The sequence below is a fragment of the Pseudomonas sp. ABFPK genome, assembly GCF_001586765.1.
GTDB classification, from domain to species: Bacteria; Pseudomonadota; Gammaproteobacteria; order Pseudomonadales; family Pseudomonadaceae; genus Aquipseudomonas; species Aquipseudomonas asiatica.
In genome coordinates this window covers 53,246-79,977 of sequence record NZ_LQXW01000003.1, presented here as the reverse complement: position 1 = coordinate 79,977, position 26,732 = coordinate 53,246, and the positions used below count along the sequence as shown (strand labels likewise).

Below are 26,732 nucleotides of genomic sequence, written 5' to 3'. Positions count from 1 at the left end.
GCGGTGACTCCACTATTGCATTCGCGGGTGAACCCGCTCCCACAGGGTACGCGGCGGGCTTCCGGGCTTAGCCCGGGTCGCGGAAGTCGGGGTGGAAGTTGGCCGGTACGGCCACGCTGACGCTATCGCGAGTGGCAATGTCGATGCCTTCGCTGGCCACTTCTGCCAGGAAGTCGATCTGATCTGGCGTAATCACATACGGCGGCAGGAAGTACACCACGCTGCCCAGCGGGCGCAGCAGGGCGCCACGCGTCAGGGCATGCTCGAACACTTTCAGGCCACGACGCTCTTGCCACGGGTAGGCGACCTTGCCGGCCTTGTCCTGGACCATTTCGATGGCCAGGGCCATGCCGGTCTGGCGAATCTCGGCCACATGCGTGTGGTCGGCCAGGTGCGCGGTGGCGCTGGCCATGCGGGTGGCCAATGCCTTGTTGGCCTCGATCACGTTGTCCTGCTCGAAGATGTCCAGGGTCGCCAGCGCCGCGGCGCAGGCCAGCGGGTTGCCGGTATAGCTGTGCGAGTGGAGGAACGCGCGCAGGGTCGGGTAGTCGTCGTAGAACGCCTGGTACACCTTGTCGGTGGTCAGGCAGGCGGCCAGCGGCAGGTAACCGCCGGTCAGGGCCTTGGACAGGCACAGGAAGTCCGGGCGAATGCCGGCCTGTTCACAGGCGAACATGGTGCCGGTGCGGCCGAAGCCCACGGCGATTTCGTCGTGGATCAGGTGCACGTCGTAGCGGTCGCAGGCCTCGCGCAGCAGCTTGAGGTACACCGGGTGGTACATGCGCATGCCGCCGGCACCCTGGATCAGCGGCTCGACGATCACCGCGCTGATCGAGGCGTGGTGCTCGGCCAGGGTCTGTTCCATGGCCTGGAACATGGTGCGTGAGTGCTCTTCCCAGCTCGTGCCTTCGGGGCGCAGGTAGCAGTCGGGGCTGGGCACCTTGAGGGTGTCGAGCAGCAGCGCCTTGTAGGTTTCGGTGAACAGCGGCACATCGCCGACCGACATGGCGGCGATGGTTTCGCCGTGGTAGCTGTTGGTCAGGGTGACGAAGCGCTTCTTGCCCGGCTTGCCGACGTTCTGCCAGTAGTGGAAGCTCATCTTCAGCGCCACTTCGATGCACGACGAACCGTTGTCGGCATAGAACACCCGGTCGAGGCCGGCCGGGGTCATGGCTACAAGGCGCTCGGACAGCTCGATCACCGGCTGGTGGCTGAAACCGGCCAGGATCACGTGCTCCAGCTGGTCGACCTGGTCCTTGATGCGCTGGTTGATACGCGGGTTGGCGTGGCCAAACACGTTGACCCACCAGCTGCTCACCGCATCCAGGTAGCGCTTGCCTTCGAAGTCTTCCAGCCACACGCCTTCGCCGCGCCTGATCGGGATCAGCGGCAGCTGCTCGTGGTCTTTCATCTGGGTGCAGGGGTGCCACAGGACCTTGAGGTCGCGTTGCATCCACTGATCATTGAGGCCCATGGGCACTTCTCCTGGCTTTGCGGCTTGGTTCGACCGCGTAAGCCTAAGCAATGCCGCAGGGCAGGACAACCGCCGCTGTTCATCGGGTTGCCAGCTACGCTTGCTACCGCGTGGAAACGCTGCAGGCAAAAATGTCAGTGGCGAAAAGGACTTGATGTCACTGCGCTGGCAGGGTCGGTAGACCTGACGTATTCTTAACGCATCTCTCCCGGGGCATTCCTGCCTCTCCACGTTTCTGTAACCCCCTGACTCGGAGTTCGCCGACATGGCTGCTGCTTGGGTGCGCCTGTGCGCGTTGGTATTGATTGGTGTGTCCAGCGGCGCCGCGCTGGCAAAGGACAAGACACCTTCGGCGATCGTCGTGGGTGGCGGCCTGGCGGGCCTGACGGCCGCCTACGAGCTGCAGAACAAAGGCTGGCAGGTGACGCTGCTGGAAGCCAAGCCGGGCATGGGCGGGCGCTCGGGCCTGGCTACCAGCGAGTGGATCGGCAACGCAAAGGCGCAGCCGGTGCTCAACCAGTACCTCGACCGTTTCAAACTTGAAACACTGCCGGCACCGGAATTCGTGCGTACCCCCGGTTACCTGATTGACGGCGAGTATTTCAGTGCCACCGACCTGGCTACCAAGCAGCCGGCCACCGCCGAGGCGCTCAAGCGTTACGAGAAAACCCTCGATGACCTGGCCCGTTCGATCGAAGACCCGCTGAACCCGCAAGCCAACAGCACGCTGTTCGCCCTCGACCAGATCAACGTCTCCACCTGGCTGGACAAGCTGCAGCTGCCGACCACCGCCCGCCAGCTGGTCAACCAGCAGATCCGTACCCGCTACGATGAGCCATCGCGCCTGTCGCTGCTGTATTTTGCCCAGCAGAACCGCGTGTATCGCGGCGTCAGCGACCGTGACCTGCGTGCCGCGCGCCTGCCCGGTGGCAGCCCGGTGCTGGCCCAAGCGTTCGTCAAGCAACTGAAGACCATCAAGACCAGTTCGCCCGTGACCTCCATCGTCCAGGACAAGGACGGTGTCACGGTCAAGGTCGGCAGCGTCGGCTACCAGGCGGATTACCTGGTCATGGCCGTGCCCCTGCGCGCCCTGGCCAAGATCCAGATGACTCCGGGCCTGGACAGCCAGCACCTGGCGGCGTTGAAGGGTACCAACTATGGCTGGCGCGACCAGCTGATGCTCAAGTTCAAAAAGCCGGTGTGGGAAAGCCGGGCGCGCATGTCGGGCGAAATCTTCAGTAACGCAGGTTTGGGCATGCTGTGGATCGAACCCGCGCTCAAGGGTGGCGCCAACGTGGTGATCAACCTGTCGGGCGACAACGCCCGCCTGCTGCAAGCGTTCGGCGACAAGCAGATGGTCGATCAGGTGCTGATCCGCCTGCATGCGTTCTATCCACAGGCCCGTGGCTCGTTCACCGGTTACGAGGTCAAGCGCTACAGCACCGACGCCGGTACCGGCGGCGCCTACCTGGCCTATGGCCCGGGCCAGATCAGCAAGTACTGGCGCCTGTGGGAGCGCCCGGTGCAGCGCATCACCTTTGCCGGTGAGCATACCGACGCCCTCTACCCAGGCACCCTGGAAGGCGCCCTGCGCAGTGGCCAGCGCGCGGCCAGCCAGGTGCAGGACCTGCTGGCCGGCAAGTCGTTCGACCCGGCCAAGGCGGCACCGGTGGCGGCGGCAGCAGCTGCAGGCGCCGTGGCGGCCAAGGAGAGCAAGGGCGGGTTCTTCTCCAGCATGTTCGGTGGTTCTTCCGACAAGGGCGACAAGGCTGACAAGGCCCCGGTCAAGGCCGAGCCGAAGCCGGTCGATGAGGCCAAGCAGGATAAGCCGGGCTTCTTCAAGCGCCTGTTTGGTGGGGCGGACAAGCCTGAGGTGAAGGCCGAGCCGATTGCCAAGGCCGAGGAAGTGGCGCCAGCACCTGTGCCAGCCCCGCAAGCTGCGCCGGCCCCGGTTGCACCAGCACCAGTGGTCAAGGAAGCGGCGGCCAAGCCTGCTGCTACCAAGGCTGCACCTGCCAAGCGTGCACCGGCGCACAAGCCAGCCCAGACCAAGAAGGCAACTGCCAAGTCCGAGCCGGCCAAGAAAGCTGTAGCCAATACCCAAGCCAAGGCGGGTTGATTTATTGCCAGTGCTGGCCTCTTCGCAGCACAAGGCTGCTCCTACAAGTACTGCGCCGTCCTGTAGGAGCAGCCTTGTGCTGCGAAAGAGGCGGCACTGGCAACCGCGAACGCTCCGTCTATCGTTAATGTTTCCTTAATGGGAAGCTTACAGAATACATATCGGATTTCTCGATAATCCAAAGCAATTTTTTACGCTTTTATTCGATGCGTTACGCGTTAGTCTGTGCACAGCTTTCACGGGGAAACACGTCAACATGCAACTGCGCAATTCATCTTCTCGCTACGGCGTGGTCAGCATCGTCCTGCACTGGGGCGTGGCTCTGGCAGTCTTCGGCCTGTTCGGCCTGGGCCTGTGGATGGTCGGCCTCGACTACTACAGCCCTTGGCGCAAGGCCGGCCCGGACCTGCACAAAAGCATTGGCCTGGTGCTGCTGGCGGTGATGCTGCTGCGGGTGGTCTGGCGCTTCATCAGCCCGCCACCACCGGCACCGGCCAACCACGGCGCACTTACCCGCCTGGCAGCCAAGTTGGGCCACCTGGCCCTGTACCTGGGGCTGTTCGCGGTAATGATTGCCGGTTATCTGATTTCTACCGCCGACGGTGTCGGCATTCCGGTGTTTGGCCTGTTCGAAGTGCCGGCACTCGTCAGCGACCTGCCCGACCAGGCAGACCTGGCAGGCGTGATCCATCTCTGGCTGGCCTGGGGCTTGGTGATTTTTGCCGTGCTGCATGGCTTGGCAGCGCTCAAGCACCATTTCATCGACCGTGACGCGACCCTGACCCGCATGCTGGGCCGCAAAGCTTGACTCTCAACCTCAATTGCAAAGGAAGGAAGTAAGGATGTTGAAAAAGACTTTTGCCGCTCTGGCGCTCGGTACCGCTCTGCTCTCCGCCGGCCAGGCCATGGCTGCCGAGTACAAGATCGACAAGGAAGGCCAGCACGCGTTCGTTGACTGGAAGATCAGCCACCTGGGCTACAGCTTCATTCACGGTACCTTCAAGGACTTCGACGGCAACTTCACCTGGGACAGTGCAAAGCCTGAAGCCAGCAAGATCAACGTCGACCTGAAAACCGCCAGCCTGTGGTCGAACCACGCCGAGCGTGACAAGCACATTGCCAGCGCCGACTTCCTCGACGTGAAGAAGTACCCCGAAGCCAAGTTTGTCTCCACCAGCGTCAAGCCGACTGGCGACAAGACTGCTGACGTGACTGGCGACCTGACCATGCACGGTGTGACCAAGCCGGTCACCTTCAAGGCCACTTTCAACGGTGAAGGCAAGGACCCATGGGGCGGCGAGCGCGCTGGTTTCAACGCTACCACCACGCTGAACCTGAACGACTTCGGCATCAAGGGCCCGGGCGCTACCTCGCAGACCCTGGACCTGGATATCAGTGTTGAAGGTGTGAAGCAGAAGTAATTCTTACCTGCTGAAAACTGAGGGGGCCGCTTTGCGGCCCTATCGCGACACAAGGCCGCTCCTACAGGGATTTACGTAACCCTGTAGGAGCGGCCTTGTGTCGCGATAGGGCTGCGAAGCAGCCCCCTCGGTGCTTCTGTCAGCCCTTGCGGGTCAACAGCGCCGGGCGCTCACCGCGCGGGCGGCTCGGCAGGTCATCCAGCTGCTCAGGCGTCGGGTAACGGTCGAGCTTGGATTCCTTGCGGATGATCACTGGCTGTTTTTCCGGCTGGCGCGGGTTGCGAACGGCCGGCTCTTGCCGGGCAGCATCGTCACGGGCCGGGCGGCCACGGCCACCCCCATCACGACGGGCACCGCCACCGTTGTTAGCGCGGGCTGGACGTTTCTCGCCGCCACCGCCGTTGCGCTGCTGGCCGCTGTTGCGACCTTGGCCACCGGTGTTGCTGCGGCCATTACCCTGGCCCTGACCTTGGCCGGCATTGGCGCCCGGGCGGCGATTGCGGCCCTGGTTCTTGCCCTGGTACGGGCTGACATAGTCGGCACGGTTGCCGAAGTTGTCGATATCGTCGTCCAGGAACTCTTCAGGATCACGGTCGGCAGGCACTTTCGGCACGCTGCCGTTGCTGGCCTGCTGTTGCTGCTGGCGTGGCTTCTTGTCACGCGGCTTGCGTTGCTGCTGTTGCTTGTCGCCGCTCTTTTCCTTGTCGGCCGGCTTGTCCGCAGCCTGTTGCTTGGCCTTGCCTTTATCCTTGCCCTTGTCCTTGCGGCCGCCGTTGGCGTCTTTGCCGCCTTCGCCGCGGGCCTGCTGGTTACGGCCACCACGGCCATTGTTCTGCTGGCGTTCGCGTACTTCAGGCTTTTCTGCTTCAACCTGGCTGGCGTCGAAACCCATCAGGTCGCCGTCAGGAATCTTCTGCTTGGTTACCCGCTCGATGCTCTTGAGCAGTTTCTCTTCATCCGGCGCGACCATGGAAATGGCCTCGCCCGAACGCCCGGCACGGCCGGTACGGCCGATACGGTGAACGTAGTCTTCCTCTACGTTCGGCAGCTCGAAGTTGACCACGTGCGGCAACTGGTCGATGTCCAGGCCACGGGCGGCGATGTCGGTGGCGACCAGTACGCGCACGCTGTTGGCCTTGAAGTCGGCCAGGGCCTTGGTGCGGGCGTTCTGGCTCTTGTTGCCATGAATTGCGGCGGCGGTCAGGCCGTGCTTTTCCAGGTACTCGGCCAGGCGGTTGGCGCCGTGCTTGGTGCGGGTGAACACCAGTACCTGTTCCCAGGCACCCTGGGTGATCAGGTGCGCCAGCAGCGCGCGCTTGTGGCTGGCGGGCAGGCGGTAGACGCGCTGCTCGATACGCTCGACGGTAGTGTTCGGCGGGGTGACCTCGATACGCTCCGGGTTGTGCAGGAGCTTGTCGGCGAGGTCGGTGATGTCCTTGGAGAACGTGGCCGAGAACAACAGGTTCTGGCGCTTGGCCGGCAGGCGAGCGAGGACCTTCTTGACGTCATGGATGAAGCCCATGTCGAGCATGCGGTCGGCTTCGTCCAGCACCAGGATTTCCACGTGGGCCAGGTCAACCTTGCCTTGGCCGGCCAGGTCGAGCAGGCGGCCAGGGCAGGCGACCAGCACGTCCACACCCTTGGCAATGGCCTGGATCTGCGGGTTCATGCCGACGCCGCCGAAAATGCAGGCGCTGACCAGTGGCAGGTCACGGGCATAGACCTTGAAGCTGTCATGCACCTGGGCTGCCAGTTCGCGGGTCGGGGTCAGGACCAGCACGCGAGGTTGGCGCGGGCCATGGCGCTGCGACTTGTCGGGGTGGCCGGCCGGGAACAGGCGCTCGAGGATCGGCAGGGCGAAACCGCCGGTTTTACCAGTACCTGTCTGTGCGGCGACCATCAGGTCGCGGCCTTGCAACACGGCGGGAATCGCCCGCTGTTGCACGGGGGTCGGCTGGGTATAGCCCGCAGCCTCGATAGCGCGGACAAGAGCCTCGGAGAGACCGAGGGAAGCAAAGGACATGGGCAATCCTGTTCTCGTGTGGGCTGGGCCCGTTTGGGATGTTCTGCCTGGCGCGACGGGCATCGGTGGGATGCGATCGCGTCCGGTCCAGCTGGGCTTTCACTGCACATCCGGGTAGCAGAGGGTGGACGCGAAAGTGCGTCGATGCCGATCGGGATGCCTGTTGCGAGGCCGAGCGTCCGGGCGTGAGCCGGGCGGGAAGGCCCGAGTATAACAGAGCTATCGCGCTGTGCTGCTTTCCTGCTGCTCAACGGCGTTGAGAATGTTTCCGATGTCGCCTGTGTAGCGGTTGTTGATTGCTGCATAGGCCGGTTCCAGCTTGAAGCGCCGTAGTTCCACGGCGAAGGCCTGGGCCAGTGCTTCCCGCCCCGGCTTGCGCGCCAGCCCCAGGTACTGGGCCTGGCGGCTGATCACCAGGGGCAGCTCCTCGACCTGCTGTTGGAGGCCCAGATGCCGCAGCTGGTAATGGCCGACCTTGCGGTCGGTGATTGCCAGGTCGACGCGGCCCAGCATCAGCTTGCCGAAGTTGGCTTCATGGGTAGGTGCAGCTTCGCGCCGGAAATGTACAGCCTCGTTGAAAGCGGCACCGTAGGCGTAGCCGGGTGAGGTGCCGACGGTGAGGCCGGCAAGGTCATCGAGAGTCTTGACGGCATGGCGTCGAGTGCGGGCCTGGAACAGGACGAACTCTACCTCCGACATGGGCTCGGGGGCGTACACCAGGTAGTGCTGGCGCGACTCGTTCTGGAAGATATCCATGATGCCGTCGGCCAAGCCCTGCTCGATCATTGCCAGGCAGCGCTTCCACGGCAGGAACTCCCACTCCACCTCGACGCCAAGGCGCTCGAACACCCGTGTGGTGACTTCGTAGTCGATGCCGCGCGGTTGGCCGTCGTGCTGGTACGCATAAGGTGCCCAGTCGTCGGTCACCAGGCGCAGGCGCTCGCCCAGGGCCAGCGGGCTCAGGCAGGCGAGCAACAGGATCCAGAACAGTCGGGCGATGTGTGGCATGCCCGGAGATTACGCGCTCGGCCTGTTCAAGGCCAGTGAGGATGATGTTCCCCTGTGCCGGCCTCTTCGCGGGTAAACCCGCTCCCACAGGATCTCTGCTGGCTTGCAGGCTCGCGATGTACTTGTGGGAGCGGGTTTACCCGCGAAGAGGCCGGCACAGGTTCACTCAAGTGTGGGATGACCTCAGCAGGTGCGCCTCGATATCCTTGCGCCGCTCGCCCAGCGACAGGCGCAACCCCGGGTGGCGCAGGCACTGGCGCAGTTGCTCGGGCTCCACGTGGCCATGGCGGGCGTTGAGGTTTTCCAGGGCCTTGTCCCACCAGGCCGGCGCGCAGGCGCGGTCGAACTCATTGGGATAGGGGTAGCAGCCATAAAGCAGCTCGCGGGCGAACTGGCGCTCGTGGCTGGGCAGGGTCATGCTCAGTGCCTTGTAACCCAGGCGTTGCAGGGCCGGCGGCCGTGGCAGCTGGTCATTGACCAGGGATACGTCGGCCAGCGCCGCCTGGCTCAGCGGGTCGTGGCCGTGCTTGCGCAGCCAGGCCTGAATCTTGGCGCGGAACTGCGCCTTGCGGCTCCAGTAGTGGTGGATGACATCTGTGCATTCGGCCAATTCCAGCGTGCGGTAGGCCGCCACCGCCAGGCAGAACTCCTCGAGGGTATACGCTTCGCGAGCCAGGGGGTGGAACTCGTCCATCATGGCGATGGAGCGGTCCAGGGTTCCGGCGTCTTCGACGGTGAGGCCGATCACCCCCGAATTGACCAGTGGCATCTGGCAATCAGCCAGGCCTCTGGACTCGAGGATGGCCAGCAGGTTCTTGTACAGCAGGCACTTCTGGTTGCTGCCGTAGCGCGCACCGATGGCATTGCACAGCAGGCGGCCAGGGGCTACCCGAGCGAACAGCTCCAGCGGCGACTTGCGGAAGAAGGTGTCGGTGTCGATCAGCACTGCCAGCGGGTGTTGCTGCAGCACCTGGCGCAACAGCACATGCTTGCTGCGAAAGTGATAACCGTGAGGCGCGTTCCATGCCTGGCGTGTGGCTTCGTCCAACAGGTGCACGGTGACCGGCAGACCGGCATAGGGCTGCGGGTTGTCGGTGTAAACCTGAATGTCCATGGCTTCGCCCGTGCCCAGATGGGCGAGGGCGCTGATGATGCTGAAGCAGGCTTCCTGATGGTAGGTTGCCGGGCCAAAAGCCAGGTAGACGAGCTGGGGACGCAATGGCTGAGGGGGCTGCATGGCAGGCAAGACCTGTTTAACCGGAAAATGAATAAGGCTTTAGTCTATGACCAAAGCCTTAATCAAATCTTAAACAGATTTTGCAAAAAATTTCAGCGCGGCAGCTGCAGATTGTTCCAGATCGCCAGGCTCGGCTCGGCCTGGTTCAAGGTGTAAAAGTGCAGGCCCGGTGCGCCGCCTTGCAGCAGCTGTTCGCACATGCGGGTGATCACTTCCTCGCCGAATGCCTGGATGCTGGCGGTGTCGTCGGCATAGGCTTCCAGCTGTTTGCGGATCCAGCGAGGAATCTCGGCGCCACAGGCATCGGAGAAGCGCGCCAGCTTGCTGTAGTTGGTGATCGGCATGATGCCGGGTACCACCGGGATGTCCACGCCCAGCTTCTGCGCGCGCTCGACGAAGTAGAAGTAGCTGTCGGCGTTGAAGAAGTACTGGGTGATGGCGCTGTCCGCACCGGCCTTGACCTTATGCACGAAGTTGGCCAGGTCAGCCTCGAAGTTGCGGGCCTGGGGGTGCATCTCCGGGTAGGCGGCCACTTCCAGGTGGAAGTGATCGGCAGTTTCCTGGCGAATGAATTCGACCAGGTCGCTGGCGTAGCGCAGTTCGCCACTGGCCATGCCCATACCCGATGGCAGGTCGCCACGCAGGGCGACGATGCGCTTGATGCCTGCAGCCTTGTATTCGGCCAGCAGGGCACGCAGTTCGGCCTTGGTGTCGCCTACGCACGACAGGTGCGGCGCGGCAGGTATCTTCACTTCGCTTTCCAGCTGCAGCACGGTGTTCAGCGTGCGGTCGCGGGTCGAGCCACCGGCACCGTAGGTGCAGGAGAAGAAGTCCGGGTTGTAGGCGGCCAGCTGGCGGGCGACGCCCATCAGCTTTTCGTGACCGGCATCGGTCTTGGTCGGGAAGAACTCGAAACTGTAACGGCGTTCCTGGGACATCGGGCGTTCCTCTGGCAGCAAGCTTCAAGCGGCAGGCTGCAAGTAAAAGCCAGATCGGTTATGGCCGGCCTGGCTTGGGCATCGTTCAAGATCCGTGATGCTTGAGCTGCAAGCGGCAACGGCATGGTCTGCCTTTGATTGCCGCTTGAAGCTTCAAGCTGGCCGCTTAGTAGCGGTATGCGTGTGGCTTGAACGGGCCTTCGACGGTCACGCCGATGTAGTCGGCCTGCTGCTTGGTCAGTTGGGTGACCACGCCACCGAAGCCGCGGACCATTTCCAGGGCCACTTCTTCGTCGAGCTTCTTCGGCAGTACTTCGACAGTCAGGCGCTCGGCTTTCTTTTCGGGCGACAGGTCGGCGAACTTCTGCTCGAACAGGAAGATCTGCGCCAGTACCTGGTTGGCGAACGAACCGTCCATGATGCGGCTTGGGTGGCCAGTGGCGTTACCCAGGTTGACCAGGCGACCTTCGGCCAACAGGATCAGGTAGTCGTCGTTCTGCGGGTCGAAGCTGCCAGCGCCGGTGCGGTGGATCTTGTGCACCTGCGGCTTGACCTCTTCCCAGGCCCAGTTCTTGCGCATGAAGGCGGTGTCGATCTCGTTGTCGAAGTGGCCGATGTTGCACACCACGGCACGCTTCTTCAGCGCCTTGAGCATGTTGGCGTCGCAGACGTTGACGTTACCGGTGGTGGTCACGATCAGGTCGATCTTGCCCAGCAGGGCCTTGTCGATGCTGGCTTCGGTACCGTTGTTGATACCGTCGATGAACGGCGAAACCACTTCGAAACCGTCCATGCAGGCCTGCATGGCGCAGATCGGGTCGACTTCGGTGACCTTGACGATCATGCCTTCCTGGCGCAGGGACTGGGCCGAGCCCTTGCCCACGTCACCGTAGCCGATCACCAGGGCCTGCTTGCCCGACAGCAGGTGGTCGGTACCACGCTTGATGGCGTCGTTCAGGCTGTGACGGCAGCCGTATTTGTTGTCGTTCTTGCTCTTGGTAACCGAGTCGTTGACGTTGATCGCCGGGACTTTCAGCTCGCCCTTGGCCAGCATGTCCAGCAGGCGGTGCACGCCGGTGGTGGTCTCTTCGGTCACACCGTGCACGCGCTCCAGCACTTGCGGGTATTTCTTGTGCAGCAGCTCGGTCAGGTCGCCACCGTCGTCAAGGACCATGTTGGCGTCCCATGGCTGGCCATCCTTGAGGATGGTCTGCTCCAGGCACCACTCGTACTCTTGCTCGGTTTCACCTTTCCAGGCGAACACAGGGATACCGGCGGCGGCGATGGACGCGGCGGCCTGGTCCTGGGTGGAGAAGATGTTGCAGGACGACCAGCGCACTTCGGCGCCCAGGGCAACCAGGGTTTCGATCAGCACGGCGGTCTGGATGGTCATGTGGATGCAGCCCAGGATCTTCGCACCCTTGAGCGGTTGCTCGGCCAGGTACTTGCGACGCAGGCCCATCAGTGCAGGCATTTCCGATTCGGCGATGATGGTTTCGCGACGACCCCAGGCGGCCAGGGAGATGTCGGCGACTTTGTAATCGGTAAAACCAGCAGGCATGTTTGCAGCGCTCATGAGAGCCTCCATTCGTAGTGTGCGAATGGGCGCCGTTGTGCGTTAAGCGCCCGCGAGAGCGAGCAACGCCCCATCCGAGCCTGACAGGCCTAGCCTGCTGCAGCGCCCCTCGGACGGGTGGCGGGCATGGCGCCGCTGAGGGCGGCCATGTGAAGCGGCGGAGATTATAGCCGCGCCCGCCGGCTTGCCCAAGGTTTTCTGTCGATTAATCGCGACGATAGTCGATGTTCAATGGAGCGACAGCGGCCGCTCTGCCATCATTGCTACACGTTAGCCAGGCAGGTCAGGAGTACAGATGAACTTTCATACCCGCAAGTGGGTTAAACCCGAAGACCTCAACCCAAACGGCACTTTGTTCGGTGGCAGCCTGTTGCGCTGGATCGACGAAGAGGCTGCGATCTACGCCATCGTCCAGTTGGGCAACCAGCGTGTGGTGACCAAGTACATATCGGAAATCAACTTCGTCAGTGCCTCGCGTCAGGGCGACATCATCGAGCTGGGCATCACTGCCACCGAGTTCGGCCGTACCTCGATCACCCTCAAGTGCGAAGTGCGCAACAAGATCACCCGCAAGGCCATCCTCACGGTCGACAAGATGGTCTTCGTCAACCTTGGCGAGGATGGGTTGCCAGCGGCGCATGGGCGGACCGAGATCAAGTACATCCAGGACCAGTTCCCGGACAGTGCAGTCGAATAGATCTCGGTTGTCGGTGCCGGCCTCTTCGCGGGTAAACCCGCTCCCACAGGTTTTTCACCGTCCGAAAGGTAGCGCAGATCCTGTGGGAGCGGGTTTACCCGCGAAGAGGCCGGCACAATTTCTCAAGGCTGAGCGCTGACTTTGCGCACCACCCGCCCGATGCTCAACCCCTGCACCAGGATCGACGACAGCACCACGATGTAGGTGATCGACAGCAGCAGGTCACGTTCTTCGCCCAGTGGCAGCGACAGTGCCAGGGCAACCGACACCCCACCGCGCAAGCCACCCCAGGTCAGCACCCGTACCGTGCCCTTGGGCACCGGGCGCCAGCGCCGCAGCAGCACGATCGCCGGGGCCACGGTCAGCAACCTCGACAGTAGCACCGCCAGCGCCAGCACGCCGCCGGCTACCATGTGCATCCAGTTGAAAGGCAGCAGCAACAGCTCCAGGCCGATCAACGCGAACAGCAAGGCGTTGAGCATGTCGTCGATCAGCTCCCAGAAGCCGTCCATGTAGCGACGGGTCATGTCGTTCATCGCCAGGTTGCGCCCCAGGTTGCCGATTATCAGCCCGGCCACCACCATGGCGATCGGCGCCGAAACGTGCAGTTCGTAGCACATTGCCGAGCCGCCGATGACCAGCGCCAGGGTCAGCATCACTTCCACCTGGTATTGCTCGACGCTCTTGATCATGCGGTAGGTGGCATAGCCGATCAGGCCGCCGAACAGCACCCCGCCGATGGCCTCGCGGGCGAACAGGAGCGCCGTGTCGGTCATGCTCGGCGTCTCGCCCAACTGGATGATGCCCAGCAACACGGTAAACACCACTACCGCGGTGCCGTCATTGAACAGCGACTCGCCGACGATGGTGGTTTTCAGTGGTTTGGAGGCGTTGGCGGTACGTAGCGCGCCAAGCACGGCGATCGGGTCGGTGGGCGAGATCAGCGCACCGAACAGCAGGCAGTAGATCAGCGGCACTTGCCAGCCGAACAGGGCGAACACCCAGTGCGACAGGTAGCCGATGACGACGGTGGCAATCAGTACGCCGACGGTGGCCAGCAGGCCGATGGGCCAGCGGTAGCTGCGCAGGTCGGAGAGGTTCACGTGCAAGGCGCCGGCGAACAGCAAAAACGCCAGCATCCAGTGCATCAGCAGGTTATTGAAGTCGATCTGGTTCATCAGACCTTCGACGCGAGCTTCCAGGCCAGGGAAGCCGATCAGGCTCAAGCCCTGCAGCATCAGGGAAAACAGCAGCGCCGTGACCATCACACCGATGGCAGGGGGCAGGCCGATGAAACGGTAATTTACATAGGTAAGGAGTGTGGTGAGGCAGATAAACGCGGCAACTAGTTCAAGCATCCCGAATCCTGTAACAGTGGCTTCCAAGTCGTAACCCGAATGGCTCGGGCAGTTCTTTGATGACCTGGCGCGGGGTTCGGGACACAGGGTTTGACCGGATTCGTTTGAAACGTTCCCATCCAAGGGGCTGCTACGCAGCCCAATCGCCGGCAAGCCAGCTCCCACATGTACTGCATCAACCTTGAAAGCGACGCGGTCGAGGTGGGAGCTGGCTTGCCGGCGATTGGGCCGCACAGTGGCCCTCGAACGCTATATAGTCCCAGCCATAAAAAGCCACAAGGATAAGAAGGCGTGCTGGCTACTTCCCTGGTGTTGGTCGCTGCCCTGCTGCATGCGACCTGGAATACCCTGATCAAATTCAGCGGCGAGCGCCTGCTGGTGATCGCCAGCATGGATACGGTGGCGTTGGCCTTCGCGGTGCTGGCGGTGCCCTTCGTCGAGGTACCGCCGGCCAACATCTGGCCCTGGCTGCTGGCTTCGGCGCTGGCCGAGCAGTTGTACCGCTTCCTGTTGATCCAGGCCTACCGCGTGGGCGACCTGGGGCTGGTCTATCCTCTGATGCGCGGGCTGTCGCCGTTGGTGGTGCTGGGGCTGACCCTGGCCTTTGCCGGCGAATCGCTGAGCCAGCAGCAGATCATCGGCATCCTGCTGATCCCCTGTGGCATGGCCTGCCTGTTGTGGCAGGGCGGTGGCGGTGACCGGCTGCCCTGGTCGATGCTGCCGGTGGTTGTCCTGATTGGCCTGTGTATTGGTTGCTACACCTGGTTCGACGGCCAGGCCGTGCGCTTGTGGGGCAAGCCTTGGGATTACCTGGTATGGCTGACCTTGCTCAGTGCCTGGCCCTTCCCGTTGCTGGCCAGCGTGGCCCGACGTGCGCCATTCATCTTGTTCTGGCGCCTTCAGTGGCGCCTGGGGCTGGCGGTGGGGCTGTGTGTACTGCTCAGTTACGCGCTGGTGCTGTGGGCCATGCACCTGGGGTCGGTGGCCGAAGCGGCGGCGTTGCGCGAGTTGAGTGTGATTCTGGTGGTGCTGCTGGGCATGCGCTACCTGAAAGAACCTTTTGGCGGGCCGAGACTCCTAGCTTGCGGGCTGGTGTTGGCCGGCATGCTGGTAATGAAGCTTTGACCCGAAGACTGAACAAGGAGTCCTGTCCATGACTGTTGCCCTGTGGTGCATCCTGATCGCGCTGCTCTTGCCGCCACTGTGCGCGTTGATAGCCAAGGCCGGTAGTGGCCGCTTCCGACTGCGCGACAACCACGACCCGCGTGCCTTCCTGGATACCCTGTCCGGGCTGCCGCGGCGCGCGCATGCTGCCCAACAGAACAGTTTCGAGGCCTTCCCGGCATTTGCCGCGGCGGTGCTGGTGGCGGATATCGTCGGCAATGCCGAGCAGGTGACCCAGGATGTGCTGGGGGTGATGTACATCACCAGCCGGCTGCTGTACATCATCTGTTACCTGGCCGACTGGGCCATGCTGCGATCGCTGGTGTGGTTTGCCGGGTTGGCGATCATTGTGGCTTTCTTCGTGGTTTCCATCTGATACCGCGTCGCCTTCTTCGCGGGCTCGCCCGCGAAGAATCCACCGCCGATCAAGGTACTTTCGGCACCTCGGGCAGCGGCTTGCCCTTGGGCCACAGCATCCAGATCTGCCCCTGCTGCTTCATGTTCCCGGCCAGTTCTCCAGCTTCCGGCCCAGTGCCCCAGAACAGGTCGGCGCGCACCTCGCCAGTAATTGCCCCGCCGGTATCCTGGGCCCCCACCGGGCGTACCACCGGCGTACCGTCCGGGCGAGTGGTGGACAACCACAGCAAGCTGCCCAGCGGAATCACCTTGCGGTCGATGGCCACGCTGTAGCCAGCGGTCAGCGGTACGTTCAACGAACCGCGTGGCCCTTCGTTGCTGTCCGGGCGGGTGCTGAAGAACACGTAGCTGGGGTTGCTGGCGAGCAGTTCCGGCACCCGTTGTGGGTTGGCCTGGGCCCAGGCATGAATGGCGCCCATGCTCACTTCTTCCTTCTTCAACTGGCCCTGTTCCACCAGCCAGCGCCCGATCGGCCGATAGGGGTGGCCGTTCTGGTCGGCGTAACCCAGGCGCAGCTGGCGCCCGTCCTCCAGTTGTACCCGGCCGGAACCCTGAATCTGCAGAAACTGCAGGTCCATCGGGTCGGTCAGCCAGGCCAGCACCGGTGCCTTGACGCCGTCACGGTTGATCACCTCGGCGGTGTCGTAGGGCTTGAGCACCCGGCCATCGAGGCGACCGCGCAGGCGCTTGCCCTTGAGTTCGGGGTACACGCTGGCCAGGTCGACCACGATCATGTCGTCGGGGATGCCGTAGACCGCCACGTGGTTGGTTGCCGATTGGCTCAGGCTGCCAGGGTAGACCGGTTCGTAGTAACCGGTGATCAGGCCGTTGGCGTTATTCTCGGCCGAACGCAGGCCGTATACCTGCAGGTTCTGTTGCAGGAAGGCACGCACCTGCAAGGCATTGTCGGGCACGCTGGTGGCTGCTTCGCAGGTGCTGGCCCAGACGGTGTCGCGCTTTAGCTTTTCACAGCCGTTGCGCCAGGCCTGGAAGCCAGCCACCAGGTCGCTGTCGTTGACGGCAGGCAGGTCCTGCCATGTGGCATTGGCGTAGGTGGCGATGGCATGGGGCTCGGGTTTGGCGCTTTCGCCACCGTTGCAGCCGGCCAGAAGGGCCAGTGCCGGGAGTGTCCAGGCCAGATGGCGCAGGGCAGATTTCATGAGTACGTTCCTGTCATGGGTGAACACGGATATTCGCCCCTGTTTTTTATGTGGCTATTGGTCTTTCGCCGCTTGGCAGCGATACTGGCCGCCCATTTGCGTAGGCCGAAGTGACCGTGATGTTGAAGCGATTGACCGTTGTTCTGCTGGCAGCACTGGCCCTGGGTGGTTGTGACCGGGTTGACCCGAACTCCCCGCTGGGCAAGCGCAAGGTGATCTTCAAGGACATGCTCAAGACCAGCGAAGACCTGGGCGGCATGTTGCGTGGACGGTTGCCGTTCGACGGGGTGAAGTTTGCCGACGGTGCGCTGAAGCTGGACAACCTTTCGCACCAGCCCTGGCAGCACTTCCCACAGGCGCGTGATAGTGGCGACAGTAGTGCGCGTGCCGAGGTATGGGAGCGGCAGACGCGCTTTCATGACCTGGCCCGCCAGCTGGAAGGCGTTACTGGCGAACTGGTCGACGTCACCCGCGACCAGCCGCTGGACGCTGCGCAGTTGAAGGCACCGATGGACAAGGTCGAAGCGGCTTGCAAGGCCTGTCATATCGAGTTTCGTAATCATTGATGGCCTGTTGCGGCCTCATCGCCGGCAAGCCAGCTCTCACAAGTATCACGCTGCCCTCAAGTGCAATGCAGTACCTGTGGGAGCCGGCTTGCCGGCGATGAGGCCAGTAAAGGCAACGCAGTATTCGAATCTCTGTCAGCGATCCAGATCCTCCACCGCTTCCTGCAGTTCCTTGCGCGACTCGGCCAGCTTGTCCTTGCGCTTGTTGATCTTCTCCGAATCGCCTTTCTTCTCGGCTTTCTTCAAGTCCTTTTCCCGCTGCGCCACTTCGTGACGTGCGTCGAGCACCTTCTGCTCACGTTCCTTGCGCAGGCTGGCATCGGTGCAGTTGTCGACCCCTCGCAGTGCCTCTTCAAGCCCTGCGGCCTGTTCGTTGTTGCCGTGGTCACGGGCAATCTTCAACTGGTTCTCGATGGCGCTACGCTTGGCGGCGCAACCGGTCAGGCCGGCGTCCGGCTGGGCGGCTTGTACGGCACCAGCGGGCAGGCCCAGTGTCGCGATCAGGAAAAGGGTCGAAATACGTTTCATGAAAAGCCTCCTTGAGGGGGCGGGGCAGCAAAAGTTGGGGGAAATCCTGCCTTGGTTTTGCTCATTTAGAAACCCTTGTTGGGGTTTTCCGGCTTAATCTCGGGGTTTTCCTACAGGTAAATTGGTAAATAATCATTGCTCGATGCTTTGCCTGTCGATCCGGAATCCATCGATCCCTGCCGTGGCCAGTTGCGTTGCAATGGCTTGAACCTCGGTGGTTGCAAAAAATCCAGCAAGCTGTTGCCCGCGCTTTTCGCCGATACCGGGCATGGCTTGCCATTCAAGATTCGTGCGGGCAGCCAGCTCCAGCCAGTCGCCTGTTACCTGCATGCCGGTGGGTGTAGGCGCGCCGAGTCCGCGAAGCCATTGCGCAAAAGGCCGTGAGCGGGCTTGGTCGAAACTGCCCAGCAACTGCGAAGCCGTTGTGTCACTGATACCCGCTACCTGGGCCAGGCGCTCGGCATCCAGATGCAGCCAGTCGGTCATCGAGGTCACCAGCCCTGCAGCCACCAGTCGGCGCCAGGTACCAGGGCCGGTGCGCGGCAGGGCCAGCCCCTGCTTGCCGCTGAGCCAGGTGAGACGAGCAATGAACTGCTCTTCGCAGCTTTCGCTGATCTGCCAGCAGCTGTGGGCATGATGCTGGCCGGGCGCTGGTGCGATCACCGGTTGGCGCTCGGCGGCGCGGTGCACCACTTGCTCCAGGCGTGGGATGGTCAGCCCGGCAAGGCTGACGGCCACCTGGTCACCGGGGCGGATGTCGAGCTTGAGCCAACGTGCCAGCGATCCCAGGCTCACCTGGGTGATTCGCCGGTCATCCAGGGTAACCGGCAGTATATGCAAGACTGGCGTAACCCTGCCGGTACGGCCGACGCGGAAGCGTACGTCGCGCACTTCGGCCAAGGCCTGCGTGTACGGGTGCTTCCACGCCGCGATCCAGTAGGGCGCCTTGGCCTGCCAGCGTTCGGACGGAGGCCGGACGCCTAGGCGCAACACCACGCCATCGGTGGCGAAAGGCAGGGGTGAGCGGTACCAGTACTCACGCCAGTGCGCTGCATCGTCCGCTGTTTCTATGGCGACGCTGTAATCCTGGCTGTGCGCAAAGCCCAGTTCCGCCAGCTTCGCGAGGCGTTCGGCCTGCTGCTCGGGGCCTTGCGGCCAGTCCCACACGAACAGGCCGATGCGCTCACCTTGCTCACGACCCAGCTGCTTGCGAGCCAGCAGCCCGGCTACCGTCCCTCGGGCGTTGGCGCTGCCTGCCCGGGCTTGCACATGCGCGTCCAGGCGCAGGTACAGTTCGCCCTGGAGTTGCAGGTCAATGGTCTGGGGCAGCTGCCGGTTGATTGCGTCGAGCAGGGGGATGTGGCGGCTCCAGTCGTGCCCCTGCACGCCGTCCCCCCGGCTGATCAACTGCACCAGCCGGCCCTTTCGGTAGATGAGGGAGACTGCTACGCCATCGACCTTTGGTTGCACCCAAACATCTGCCTTGCCGGCCAGCCAGCGTTCTACAGCCTGACGGTCGGCCAGCTTGTCGACGCCGGTGTGCGGCACCGGATGCGGAATTGGCCCGCCAGCGCTGGCCAGCGGGGACGGGGTAGTCGTGATGCCAAAGCATTGCTGCAGGTGCGCCAGGTGCTGGCGGCTCTGGTCGTATATTTCATCGGCCACCAATGCGATGCCCTGACGATGATAATGGTCGTCCCAGCGGGCAAGCGTGGCGCGCAGTCGGCTCACTTCAGCCTCGACTTGTTGCGGGTTCCAGGTGGGGCATGTGGCGGCACGGACAAGGGGAGCATTCAACGTCAACATCAGGGCGAACAGCAGCATGAGCGGCATGGCCAGCATCCTTGCATGGCAGGTGGGAGCCCTCAGCCTAGGCAGGTAGCGTGCGCGTCGCCATGCAGCGTTTGTCAGCCCATATGTCACAAAAAAGCCCCTGCCGATTGCTCGGCAGGGGCTTTCGCCTGGCGCTGTAGGAAACTTACAGGCCGGCAGCGTCACGCAGCGACTGGGCGCGGTCGGTACGCTCCCAGGTGAAGGTGGTGAAGGTGTCGTCGCCGACCGTCTTCTGCTGCGGGGTACGGCCGAAGTGACCGTAGGCAGCGGTTTCCTGGTACATCGGGTGCAGCAGGTCGAGCATGGTGGTGATGGCGTAAGGACGCAGGTCGAAGCACTCGCGCACCAGCTGGATGATCTTGTCGTCGGAGACCTTGCCGGTACCGAAGGTGTTGATCGAGATGGAGGTCGGCTGGGCCACGCCGATGGCGTACGACACCTGGATCTCGCAACGCTCGGCCAGGCCGGCGGCGACGATGTTCTTGGCCACGTAGCGGCCGGCGTAGGCGGCGGAACGGTCGACCTTGGATGGGTCCTTGCCGGAGAACGCGCCACCACCATGGCGGGCCATGCCGCCGTAGGAGTCGACGATGATCTTGCGCCCGGTCAGGCCGCAGTCACCCACCGGGCCACCGATGATGAAGTTGCCGGTCGGGTTGATGTGGTACTGGGTACCCTTGTGCAGCAGTTCGGCAGGCAGGGTGTGCTTGACGATCAGCTCCATCACGGCTTCCTGCAGGTCTTTCTGCGAAACCTCAGGGTTGTGCTGGGTCGACAGCACCACGGCGTCGATGCCGACCACCTTGCCATTTTCGTAACGGCAGGTGACCTGCGACTTGGCGTCCGGACGCAGCCATGGCAGCAGTTTCGATTTGCGCGCCTCGGCCTGGCGCTCGACCAGACGGTGCGAGAAGCAGATCGGTGCCGGCATCAGCACATCGGTTTCGTTGCTGGCGTAGCCGAACATCAGGCCCTGGTCACCGGCGCCCTGGTCTTCCGGGCGGGAACGGTCGACGCCCTGGGCGATGTCCACCGACTGTTTGCCGATGATGTTCATCACGGCGCAGGTGGCGCCGTCGAAACCGACGTCGGAGCTGTTGTAGCCGATGTCGATGATGACCTTGCGCACCAGCTCTTCCAGGTCGACCCAGGCGGAGGTGGTGACTTCGCCGGCGATGATGGCGACGCCGGTCTTGACCAGGGTTTCGCAGGCTACGCGGGCGTATTTGTCCTGGGCGATGATGGCATCAAGGACGGCGTCCGAAATCTGGTCGGCGATCTTGTCCGGATGCCCTTCGGACACGGACTCGGAGGTGAAAAGGGAGTATTCGCTCATCTCGAAGGTTCCTGAAATTTACCGATGGTGTATGTCGCCAGCCGTCCGCTGGAAATGGCGGACCTGGATCTGGAAACCGTTACGCAAGCCCACGTACAGGCTGTCCCCGGGGGCCAGCCCGGCGTCGTTGGCCCAACGGGCCAGGTCGTCCTGTTCGAAGCCAAGCCACAGGTCGCCGCAGGCTTCGCGCGCCCACCCCTGGTCATGGCTGCACAGTTCGGTTACCAGCAGGCTGCCGCCTGCCTTCACCCGTTTGGCCAGCTGGCGCAAGGCCAGGGCCGGGTCGCTGAAATGGTGCAGCACCATGTTCAGCACAACGCAGTCGGCGGCCACATCCGTTGCACCCAGTGCATCGGCCAACTGCAGGTTCACGTTGTCGAGCCCTTCGCGCTGGCACACCTGGCGCGCCAGTTCGAGCATGGTCGGGCTGTTGTCCAGGGCGGTGACCTGGGCGAAGCGCCGGGCCAGGTCGGGCAGGAAGCCACCGTCACCGGGGCCGACCTCCAGGGCGCTGGCGGCCGGGTCGAAATTCAGTTTGTCGAGCAGCGCCAGCAGGCTTTCGCGGTACTGCGGCAGGCCGGCGATCAGGTCTTGCTGGGCGCGGAACTTCTCTTCCACGCGCAGGAAGAAGTCCTGGCTGGTGGCTGCGCGGCGTTGCTGCACCTGGGCAATGCGCGCCTGCACGTCAGGCGGAAGAGTCAGGTTGTCCACCTCTTCGAGCAGCGCCGCGTGCAGTCGACCTCCCAGGCGCAAGCTGTCGGGCAGGGCGCGGCGGTAGAAGATGGCATTGCCCTCGCGGCGGGTCGCCACCAGCTCGGCCTGGGCCAGTACTTTAAGGTGGTGGCTCATGCCCGACTGGCCCACGTCGAAGATCTGCGCCAGCTCCAGCACGCCGAACGAGTCGTTGGCCAGGGCGCGCAATACGTTCAGGCGCAACTCGTCGCCACTGGCTTTGCACAGGGCAGCCAATGCTTCGCGTTGCTCGGGGATCGATTGCGCACGGAGGTTCATGGTGCGGCAGTCTAGACAGGCATCGTTGCCCTAGCAAGGGCAATATCAAAAAGTTTTGATATTGAGTGATGAGTGGGGTGGTTCTCCCGGTTTTACCCCGAATTGAATGCCAATCGCAGGAAAATCCCCCGACTGCGACCATACGTCATTGCCCCAAGCCCCCCCAGTGGGCGAAAATGGCCGCCTTTTTTCGTGACACCACCTATTCAAGCCCCCCAGGAGATCAGCGATGCCCAGCCGTCGTGAACGTGCCAACGCCATTCGTGCCCTCAGCATGGATGCCGTGCAAAAGGCCAACAGCGGCCACCCAGGTGCCCCCATGGGCATGGCGGATATCGCCGAAGTGCTTTGGCGCGACTATCTGAAGCACAACCCGAGCAACCCGAGTTTCGCCGACCGTGACCGCTTCGTACTGTCCAACGGCCACGGTTCGATGCTGATCTACTCGCTGCTGCACCTGACCGGCTACGACGTCACCATCGATGACATCAAAGGCTTCCGCCAGCTGCACAGCCGCACCCCGGGCCACCCGGAATACGGCTACACCCCAGGCGTCGAGACCACCACCGGCCCGCTCGGCCAGGGTATCGCCAACGCCGTGGGCTTTGCCCTGGCCGAAAAAGTGCTCGCTGCCCAGTTCAACCGTGACGGCCACAACATCGTCGACCACAACACCTACGTGTTCCTCGGCGACGGCTGCATGATGGAAGGTATCTCCCACGAAGTCGCCTCGCTGGCCGGCACCCTGGGCCTGAACAAGCTGATCGCCTTCTACGACGACAACGGCATTTCCATCGACGGCGAAGTGCACGGCTGGTTCACCGACAACACCCCGGCGCGCTTCGAAGCGTACAACTGGCAGGTGATCCGCAACGTCGACGGCCATGACGCCGACGAGATCAAGACCGCCATCGAGACCGCCCGCAAGAGCGATCGCCCGACCCTGATCTGCTGCAAGACCATCATTGGTTTCGGCTCGCCGAACAAGCAGGGCAAGGAAGACTGTCACGGCGCACCGCTGGGCAACGACGAAATCGCCCTGGCTCGCAAGGAACTGAACTGGAACCACGGCCCGTTCGAAATCCCGGCCGACATCTATGCCGAGTGGGACGCCAAGGCCGCCGGTGCCAAGGTTGAAGCCGACTGGAACCAGCGCTTCGACGCCTACGCCAAGGCCTACCCGGAGCTGGCTGCCGAGTTCAAGCGCCGTGACAGCGGCGAGCTGCCGGCCGACTTCAGCGAGAAGGCCCAGGCCTACATCAACGAAGTGGCCGCCAAGGGCGAAACCATCGCCAGCCGCAAGGCCAGCCAGAACGCCCTGAACGCCTTCGGCCCGCTGCTGCCGGAGTTCCTCGGCGGTTCGGCAGACCTGGCCGGTTCCAACCTGACCCTGTGGAAGGGTTGCAAGGGTGTCGAAGCCAACGACGCCAGCGGCAACTACGTGTTCTACGGCGTTCGCGAGTTCGGCATGACCGCCATCATGAACGGCGTTGCCCTGCACGGTGGCCTGGTACCTTACGGCGCGACCTTCCTGATGTTCATGGAATACGCCCGCAACGCCGTGCGCATGTCGGCACTGATGAAGCAGCGCGTGATCCACGTCTACACCCACGACTCCATCGGCCTGGGCGAAGACGGCCCGACTCACCAGCCGATCGAGCAGCTGACCAGCCTGCGCAGCACGCCGAACCTGGACACCTGGCGCCCAGCCGACGCGGTGGAATCCGCCGTGTCCTGGAAAAGCGCTCTGGAGCGCAAGGACGGCCCTTCGGCGCTGATCTTCTCGCGCCAGAACCTGCAGCACCAGGACCGCGACGCCCAGCAGATCGCCGACATCAGCCGCGGCGGCTACGTGCTCAAGGACTGCGCCGGCGAGCCTGAGCTGATCCTGATCGCCACCGGTTCCGAAGTTGGCCTGGCTGTTCAGGCGCACGCCAAGCTGACCGAACAAGGCCGCAAGGTGCGCGTGGTTTCCATGCCGTGCACCAGCGTGTTCGATGCCCAGGACGCTGCCTACAAGCAGTCCGTGCTGCCGCTGGAAGTGGGTGCGCGTATCGCCATCGAAGCCGCTCACGCCGACTTCTGGTACAAGTACGTCGGCCTGGAAGGTCGTATCATCGGCATGACCACCTACGGTGAGTCGGCGCCGGCTTCGGCACTGTTCGAAGAGTTCGGCTTCACCCTGGAGAACATCCTCGGTACTGCCGAAGAGCTGCTGGAAGACTGATACAAGGAAGGCGAGGGCCTCTGGCCCTCGTTCGCGGCACAAGGCCGCTCCTACAGGGTATTGCGTACGCCGTCCCCTGTAGGAGCGGCCTTGTGCCGCGAATGGGCTGCGCAGCGGCCCCGTTCAACTGCCGGAGTTCAAGAGCTACCTATGCCCCACCTGCGTCCCTACAAAGTTGCACTCAACGGTTATGGCCGTATCGGCCGCTGTGTCCTGCGCGCGCTGTTCGAGCGGGGGGCAAAGGCCGGTTTCGAGATCGTCGCGCTGAACGACCTGGCCGACCAGGCCAGCCTTGAATACCTGACACGCTTCGACTCCACCCACGGGCGCTTCCCCGGTGAGGTGAAGGTCGATGGCGACTGTCTGCATATCAATGGCGACTGCGTGAAGGTGATGCGCAGTGCCACCCCCGAGGGCATCGACTGGGCCGCCCTGGACATCGACCTGGTACTGGAGTGCTCCGGCGCCTACCACACCCGCGCCGATGGCCAGCGCTTCCTCGACGCCGGCGCGCCTCGGGTGCTGTTCTCGCAGCCGATGGCCAGCGAGGCCGATGTCGATGCCACGGTGGTCTACGGCGTCAACCAGGCCTGCCTGACCGGCAGCGAGCGCCTGGTGTCCAACGCCTCTTGCACCACCAACTGCGGCGTGCCGCTGCTGCGTGTGCTGGACCAGGCATTCGGCATCGAGTACGTGCAGATCACCACTATCCACTCGGCGATGAACGACCAGCCGGTGATCGACGCCTACCACCACGAAGACCTGCGCCGCACGCGCTCGGCCTTCCAGTCGGTGATCCCGGTGTCCACTGGTCTGGCGCGTGGCATCGAACGCCTGCTTCCGGAACTTGCCGGGCGAATCCAGGCCAAAGCGGTACGCGTACCGACCGTCAACGTCTCGTGCCTGGATATCACCCTGCAGACCGCTCGCGATACCAGCGCGGCCGAAGTCAACCGGGTGCTGCGCGAGGCGGCGCTGGAAGGCCCGCTCAAAGGCTTGCTGGCCTACACCGAGTTGCCCCACGCCAGCTGTGATTTCAACCATGACCCGCATTCGGCGATCGTCGATGCCAGCCAGACCCGTGTTTCCGGCCCTCGCCTGGTGAACCTGCTGGCCTGGTTCGACAACGAATGGGGGTTCGCCAACCGTATGCTCGACGTTGCCGAACACTATCTGCACGTCGTCCACCCAACCCGCAACAAACAGCCCTGAAGGACTGCATTCATGACCGTGTTGAAGATGACCGACCTCGACCTGCAAGGTAAGCGCGTACTGATCCGCGAAGACCTCAACGTGCCTGTGAAGGACGGTGTGGTAGCCAGCGACGCGCGTATCCTGGCAGCGCTGCCGACCATCAAGCTGGCCCTGGAAAAGGGTGCAGCGGTAATGGTCTGCTCGCACCTGGGCCGCCCGACCGAGGGTGAATTCTCCGCCGAGAACAGCCTCAAGCCGGTCGCCGACTACCTCAGCAATGCCTTGGGCCGCGACGTGCCGCTGGTTGCCGACTACCTGGACGGTGTCGAGGTCAAGGCTGGTGACCTGGTGCTGTTCGAGAACGTGCGCTTCAACAAGGGCGAGAAGAAGAACGCCGACGAGCTGGCGCAGAAATACGCCGCCCTGTGCGACGTGTTCGTCATGGACGCTTTCGGTACTGCCCACCGTGCCGAAGGTTCGACCCATGGTGTTGCCAAGTTTGCCAAGGTCGCTGCTGCTGGCCCTCTGCTGGCAGCCGAGCTGGATGCCCTGGGCAAGGCCTTGAAGGCCCCGGCCAAGCCGATGGCGGCCATCGTTGCCGGTTCCAAGGTCTCCACCAAGCTGGATGTGCTGAACAGCCTGAGCTCGGTGTGCGACCAGCTGATCGTCGGTGGTGGCATCGCCAACACCTTCCTGGCCGCAGCCGGCCACCCGGTAGGCAAGTCGCTGTACGAGCCTGACCTGGTCGATACCGCCAAGGCCATCGCTGCCAAGGTCAGCGTGCCTCTGCCGGTCGACGTGGTGGTTGCCAAGGAGTTCGCCGAGAGCGCCGAAGCCACCGTCAAGGCCATTGCTGACGTTGCCGCTGACGACATGATCCTGGACATCGGCCCGCAAACCGCAGCCCACTTCGCGGAGCTGCTGAAGTCGTCGAAGACCATCCTGTGGAATGGCCCGGTCGGCGTGTTCGAGTTCGACCAGTTCGGTAACGGCACCAAGGTGCTGGCCAAGGCCATCGCCGACAGCGCCGCGTTCTCCATCGCAGGTGGCGGTGACACCCTGGCTGCCATCGACAAATATGGCGTTGGCGCCGATATCTCCTACATTTCTACCGGCGGTGGCGCCTTCCTCGAGTTCGTCGAGGGCAAGGTACTGCCGGCCGTGGCGATCCTGGAAGAGCGGGCCAAGGCCTGATGACGTCGGCGCTTGGCAAAGGGAGCGGCCTGATGGTCAAGCAATTGCCTGTGATGATGCTGGCCGGCCTGCTGAGCGCATGCGCCGGCAGCCCGGCCTCGGATACCGACCCGGCCCAGCCGCCAAAGGGCGGTTGCTACCAGTCCGAGTGGCAGGCCGAGACCGTGCCGGTAATCAGCAAGCGCGTGGGCCCGGAAGGCCTGGAAAAGTACGACGAAGACCACCAGCGCAAGGCGCCTGGTTGCCCTTGA

The 26,732-nt window shown here is 63.3% G+C and carries 23 protein-coding genes and 1 riboswitch; of the genes, 11 read left to right on the top strand and 12 right to left on the bottom strand.

Annotated features, from left to right (window positions below):
* Nucleotides 1–67: 67 nt before the first annotated feature.
* A complete protein-coding gene (locus WM94_RS03325; RefSeq protein WP_061550439.1) occupies nt 68–1,474 on the bottom strand; it encodes an adenosylmethionine--8-amino-7-oxononanoate transaminase in 1,407 nt (468 codons plus the stop codon).
* A 265-nt stretch (nt 1,475–1,739) separates the two neighbouring features.
* On the opposite strand from WM94_RS03325, the gene WM94_RS03320 reads away from it, so the two are divergent.
* The 3 genes from WM94_RS03320 (at nt 1,740) to WM94_RS03310 (ending at nt 5,014) form a co-directional block, all read left to right on the top strand.
* Nucleotides 1,740–3,593 carry a flavin monoamine oxidase family protein gene (locus tag WM94_RS03320; RefSeq protein ID WP_061550438.1) on the top strand — a complete coding sequence of 618 codons (1,854 nt, stop codon included), beginning with the start codon at nt 1,740–1,742 and terminating at the stop codon, nt 3,591–3,593.
* Between the two features lie 256 nt (nt 3,594–3,849).
* A complete protein-coding gene (locus WM94_RS03315) occupies nt 3,850–4,401 on the top strand; it encodes a cytochrome b (protein ID WP_025340898.1) in 552 nt (183 codons plus the stop codon).
* A 34-nt stretch (nt 4,402–4,435) separates the two neighbouring features.
* Nucleotides 4,436–5,014: a YceI family protein gene (locus tag WM94_RS03310; RefSeq protein ID WP_013974517.1), complete on the top strand. Its 579-nt coding sequence runs from the start codon at nt 4,436–4,438 to the stop codon at nt 5,012–5,014.
* Nucleotides 5,015–5,153: 139 nt separating this feature from the next.
* Here WM94_RS03310 and WM94_RS03305 read toward each other — a convergent pair whose 3' ends face one another.
* The 5 genes from WM94_RS03305 to ahcY form a co-directional block, all read right to left on the bottom strand.
* On the bottom strand, nt 5,154–7,037 hold the full coding sequence (locus WM94_RS03305; protein WP_015272073.1) for a DEAD/DEAH box helicase: 1,884 nt from the start codon (nt 7,035–7,037) through the stop codon (nt 5,154–5,156).
* Between the two features lie 219 nt (nt 7,038–7,256).
* Nucleotides 7,257–8,045, bottom strand: coding sequence for an ABC transporter substrate-binding protein (locus tag WM94_RS03300; RefSeq protein WP_061550437.1), 789 nt, complete (start codon nt 8,043–8,045; stop codon nt 7,257–7,259).
* Nucleotides 8,046–8,211: 166 nt separating this feature from the next.
* A complete protein-coding gene (locus WM94_RS03295; protein ID WP_039612480.1) occupies nt 8,212–9,282 on the bottom strand; it encodes a hypothetical protein in 1,071 nt (356 codons plus the stop codon).
* A 92-nt stretch (nt 9,283–9,374) separates the two neighbouring features.
* Entirely contained in the window at nt 9,375–10,220 is an 846-nt protein-coding gene (metF, locus tag WM94_RS03290) for a methylenetetrahydrofolate reductase [NAD(P)H] (RefSeq protein ID WP_039612479.1), read from the bottom strand.
* A gap of 166 nt (nt 10,221–10,386) precedes the next feature.
* Nucleotides 10,387–11,796 (bottom strand): adenosylhomocysteinase, encoded by a 1,410-nt coding sequence (gene ahcY, locus WM94_RS03285; protein ID WP_013974512.1) that lies wholly within the window; start codon nt 11,794–11,796, stop codon nt 10,387–10,389.
* 20 nt (nt 11,797–11,816) lie between these two features.
* A riboswitch (S-adenosyl-L-homocysteine riboswitch) is annotated at nt 11,817–11,913 on the bottom strand.
* Nucleotides 11,914–12,091: 178 nt separating this feature from the next.
* On the opposite strand from ahcY, the gene WM94_RS03280 reads away from it, so the two are divergent.
* Complete coding sequence (locus tag WM94_RS03280; protein WP_003257757.1) at nt 12,092–12,493, top strand: acyl-CoA thioesterase; 402 nt, start codon at nt 12,092–12,094, stop codon at nt 12,491–12,493.
* 122 nt (nt 12,494–12,615) lie between these two features.
* Here the strand turns inward: WM94_RS03280 and WM94_RS03275 are convergent, their stop codons facing one another.
* Nucleotides 12,616–13,851 (bottom strand): sodium:proton antiporter, encoded by a 1,236-nt coding sequence (locus WM94_RS03275; protein ID WP_061550436.1) that lies wholly within the window; start codon nt 13,849–13,851, stop codon nt 12,616–12,618.
* A gap of 291 nt (nt 13,852–14,142) precedes the next feature.
* Here WM94_RS03275 and WM94_RS03270 point away from each other — a divergent pair, with 291 nt between their 5' ends.
* Entirely contained in the window at nt 14,143–14,976 is an 834-nt protein-coding gene (locus WM94_RS03270) for an EamA family transporter (RefSeq protein WP_061550435.1), read from the top strand.
* 28 nt (nt 14,977–15,004) lie between these two features.
* Nucleotides 15,005–15,391: an MAPEG family protein gene (locus WM94_RS03265; RefSeq protein ID WP_024087834.1), complete on the top strand. Its 387-nt coding sequence runs from the start codon at nt 15,005–15,007 to the stop codon at nt 15,389–15,391.
* Nucleotides 15,392–15,440: 49 nt separating this feature from the next.
* On the opposite strand, the gene WM94_RS03260 is transcribed toward WM94_RS03265, so the two are convergent.
* Nucleotides 15,441–16,592, bottom strand: coding sequence for a murein transglycosylase A (locus tag WM94_RS03260; RefSeq protein ID WP_061550434.1), 1,152 nt, complete (start codon nt 16,590–16,592; stop codon nt 15,441–15,443).
* Nucleotides 16,593–16,711: 119 nt separating this feature from the next.
* Between WM94_RS03260 and WM94_RS03255 the strand changes: the two genes are divergently transcribed.
* Nucleotides 16,712–17,158, top strand: coding sequence for a cytochrome c (locus tag WM94_RS03255; RefSeq protein ID WP_061550433.1), 447 nt, complete (start codon nt 16,712–16,714; stop codon nt 17,156–17,158).
* A 135-nt stretch (nt 17,159–17,293) separates the two neighbouring features.
* Here the strand turns inward: WM94_RS03255 and WM94_RS03250 are convergent, their stop codons facing one another.
* The 4 genes from WM94_RS03250 to WM94_RS03235 all read right to left on the bottom strand — a co-directional run bounded on the left by WM94_RS03250 (nt 17,294) and on the right by WM94_RS03235 (nt 21,866).
* The gene (locus WM94_RS03250) at nt 17,294–17,686 is read right to left on the bottom strand and encodes a DUF1090 domain-containing protein (RefSeq protein WP_061550432.1); all 393 of its coding nucleotides are present in this window, start codon (nt 17,684–17,686) and stop codon (nt 17,294–17,296) included.
* A 132-nt stretch (nt 17,687–17,818) separates the two neighbouring features.
* A complete protein-coding gene (gene ligB, locus WM94_RS03245; RefSeq protein ID WP_061550431.1) occupies nt 17,819–19,519 on the bottom strand; it encodes an NAD-dependent DNA ligase LigB in 1,701 nt (566 codons plus the stop codon).
* Between the two features lie 145 nt (nt 19,520–19,664).
* Nucleotides 19,665–20,855 carry a methionine adenosyltransferase gene (gene metK / locus WM94_RS03240; protein WP_015272060.1) on the bottom strand — a complete coding sequence of 397 codons (1,191 nt, stop codon included), beginning with the start codon at nt 20,853–20,855 and terminating at the stop codon, nt 19,665–19,667.
* Between the two features lie 18 nt (nt 20,856–20,873).
* On the bottom strand, nt 20,874–21,866 hold the full coding sequence (locus WM94_RS03235; RefSeq protein ID WP_061550430.1) for a metalloregulator ArsR/SmtB family transcription factor: 993 nt from the start codon (nt 21,864–21,866) through the stop codon (nt 20,874–20,876).
* Nucleotides 21,867–22,095: 229 nt separating this feature from the next.
* Here WM94_RS03235 and tkt point away from each other — a divergent pair, with 229 nt between their 5' ends.
* The 4 genes from tkt to WM94_RS03215 all read left to right on the top strand — a co-directional run bounded on the left by tkt (nt 22,096) and on the right by WM94_RS03215 (nt 26,732).
* Nucleotides 22,096–24,093, top strand: coding sequence for a transketolase (gene tkt / locus WM94_RS03230; RefSeq protein WP_061550429.1), 1,998 nt, complete (start codon nt 22,096–22,098; stop codon nt 24,091–24,093).
* A 150-nt stretch (nt 24,094–24,243) separates the two neighbouring features.
* The gene (gene epd, locus WM94_RS03225; protein ID WP_015272057.1) at nt 24,244–25,305 is read left to right on the top strand and encodes an erythrose-4-phosphate dehydrogenase; all 1,062 of its coding nucleotides are present in this window, start codon (nt 24,244–24,246) and stop codon (nt 25,303–25,305) included.
* A gap of 12 nt (nt 25,306–25,317) precedes the next feature.
* A complete protein-coding gene (locus tag WM94_RS03220; RefSeq protein WP_003257744.1) occupies nt 25,318–26,481 on the top strand; it encodes a phosphoglycerate kinase in 1,164 nt (387 codons plus the stop codon).
* Nucleotides 26,481–26,732: a hypothetical protein gene (locus tag WM94_RS03215; RefSeq protein WP_003257743.1), complete on the top strand. Its 252-nt coding sequence runs from the start codon at nt 26,481–26,483 to the stop codon at nt 26,730–26,732. Before WM94_RS03220 ends, WM94_RS03215 begins: the two co-directional genes overlap by 1 nt.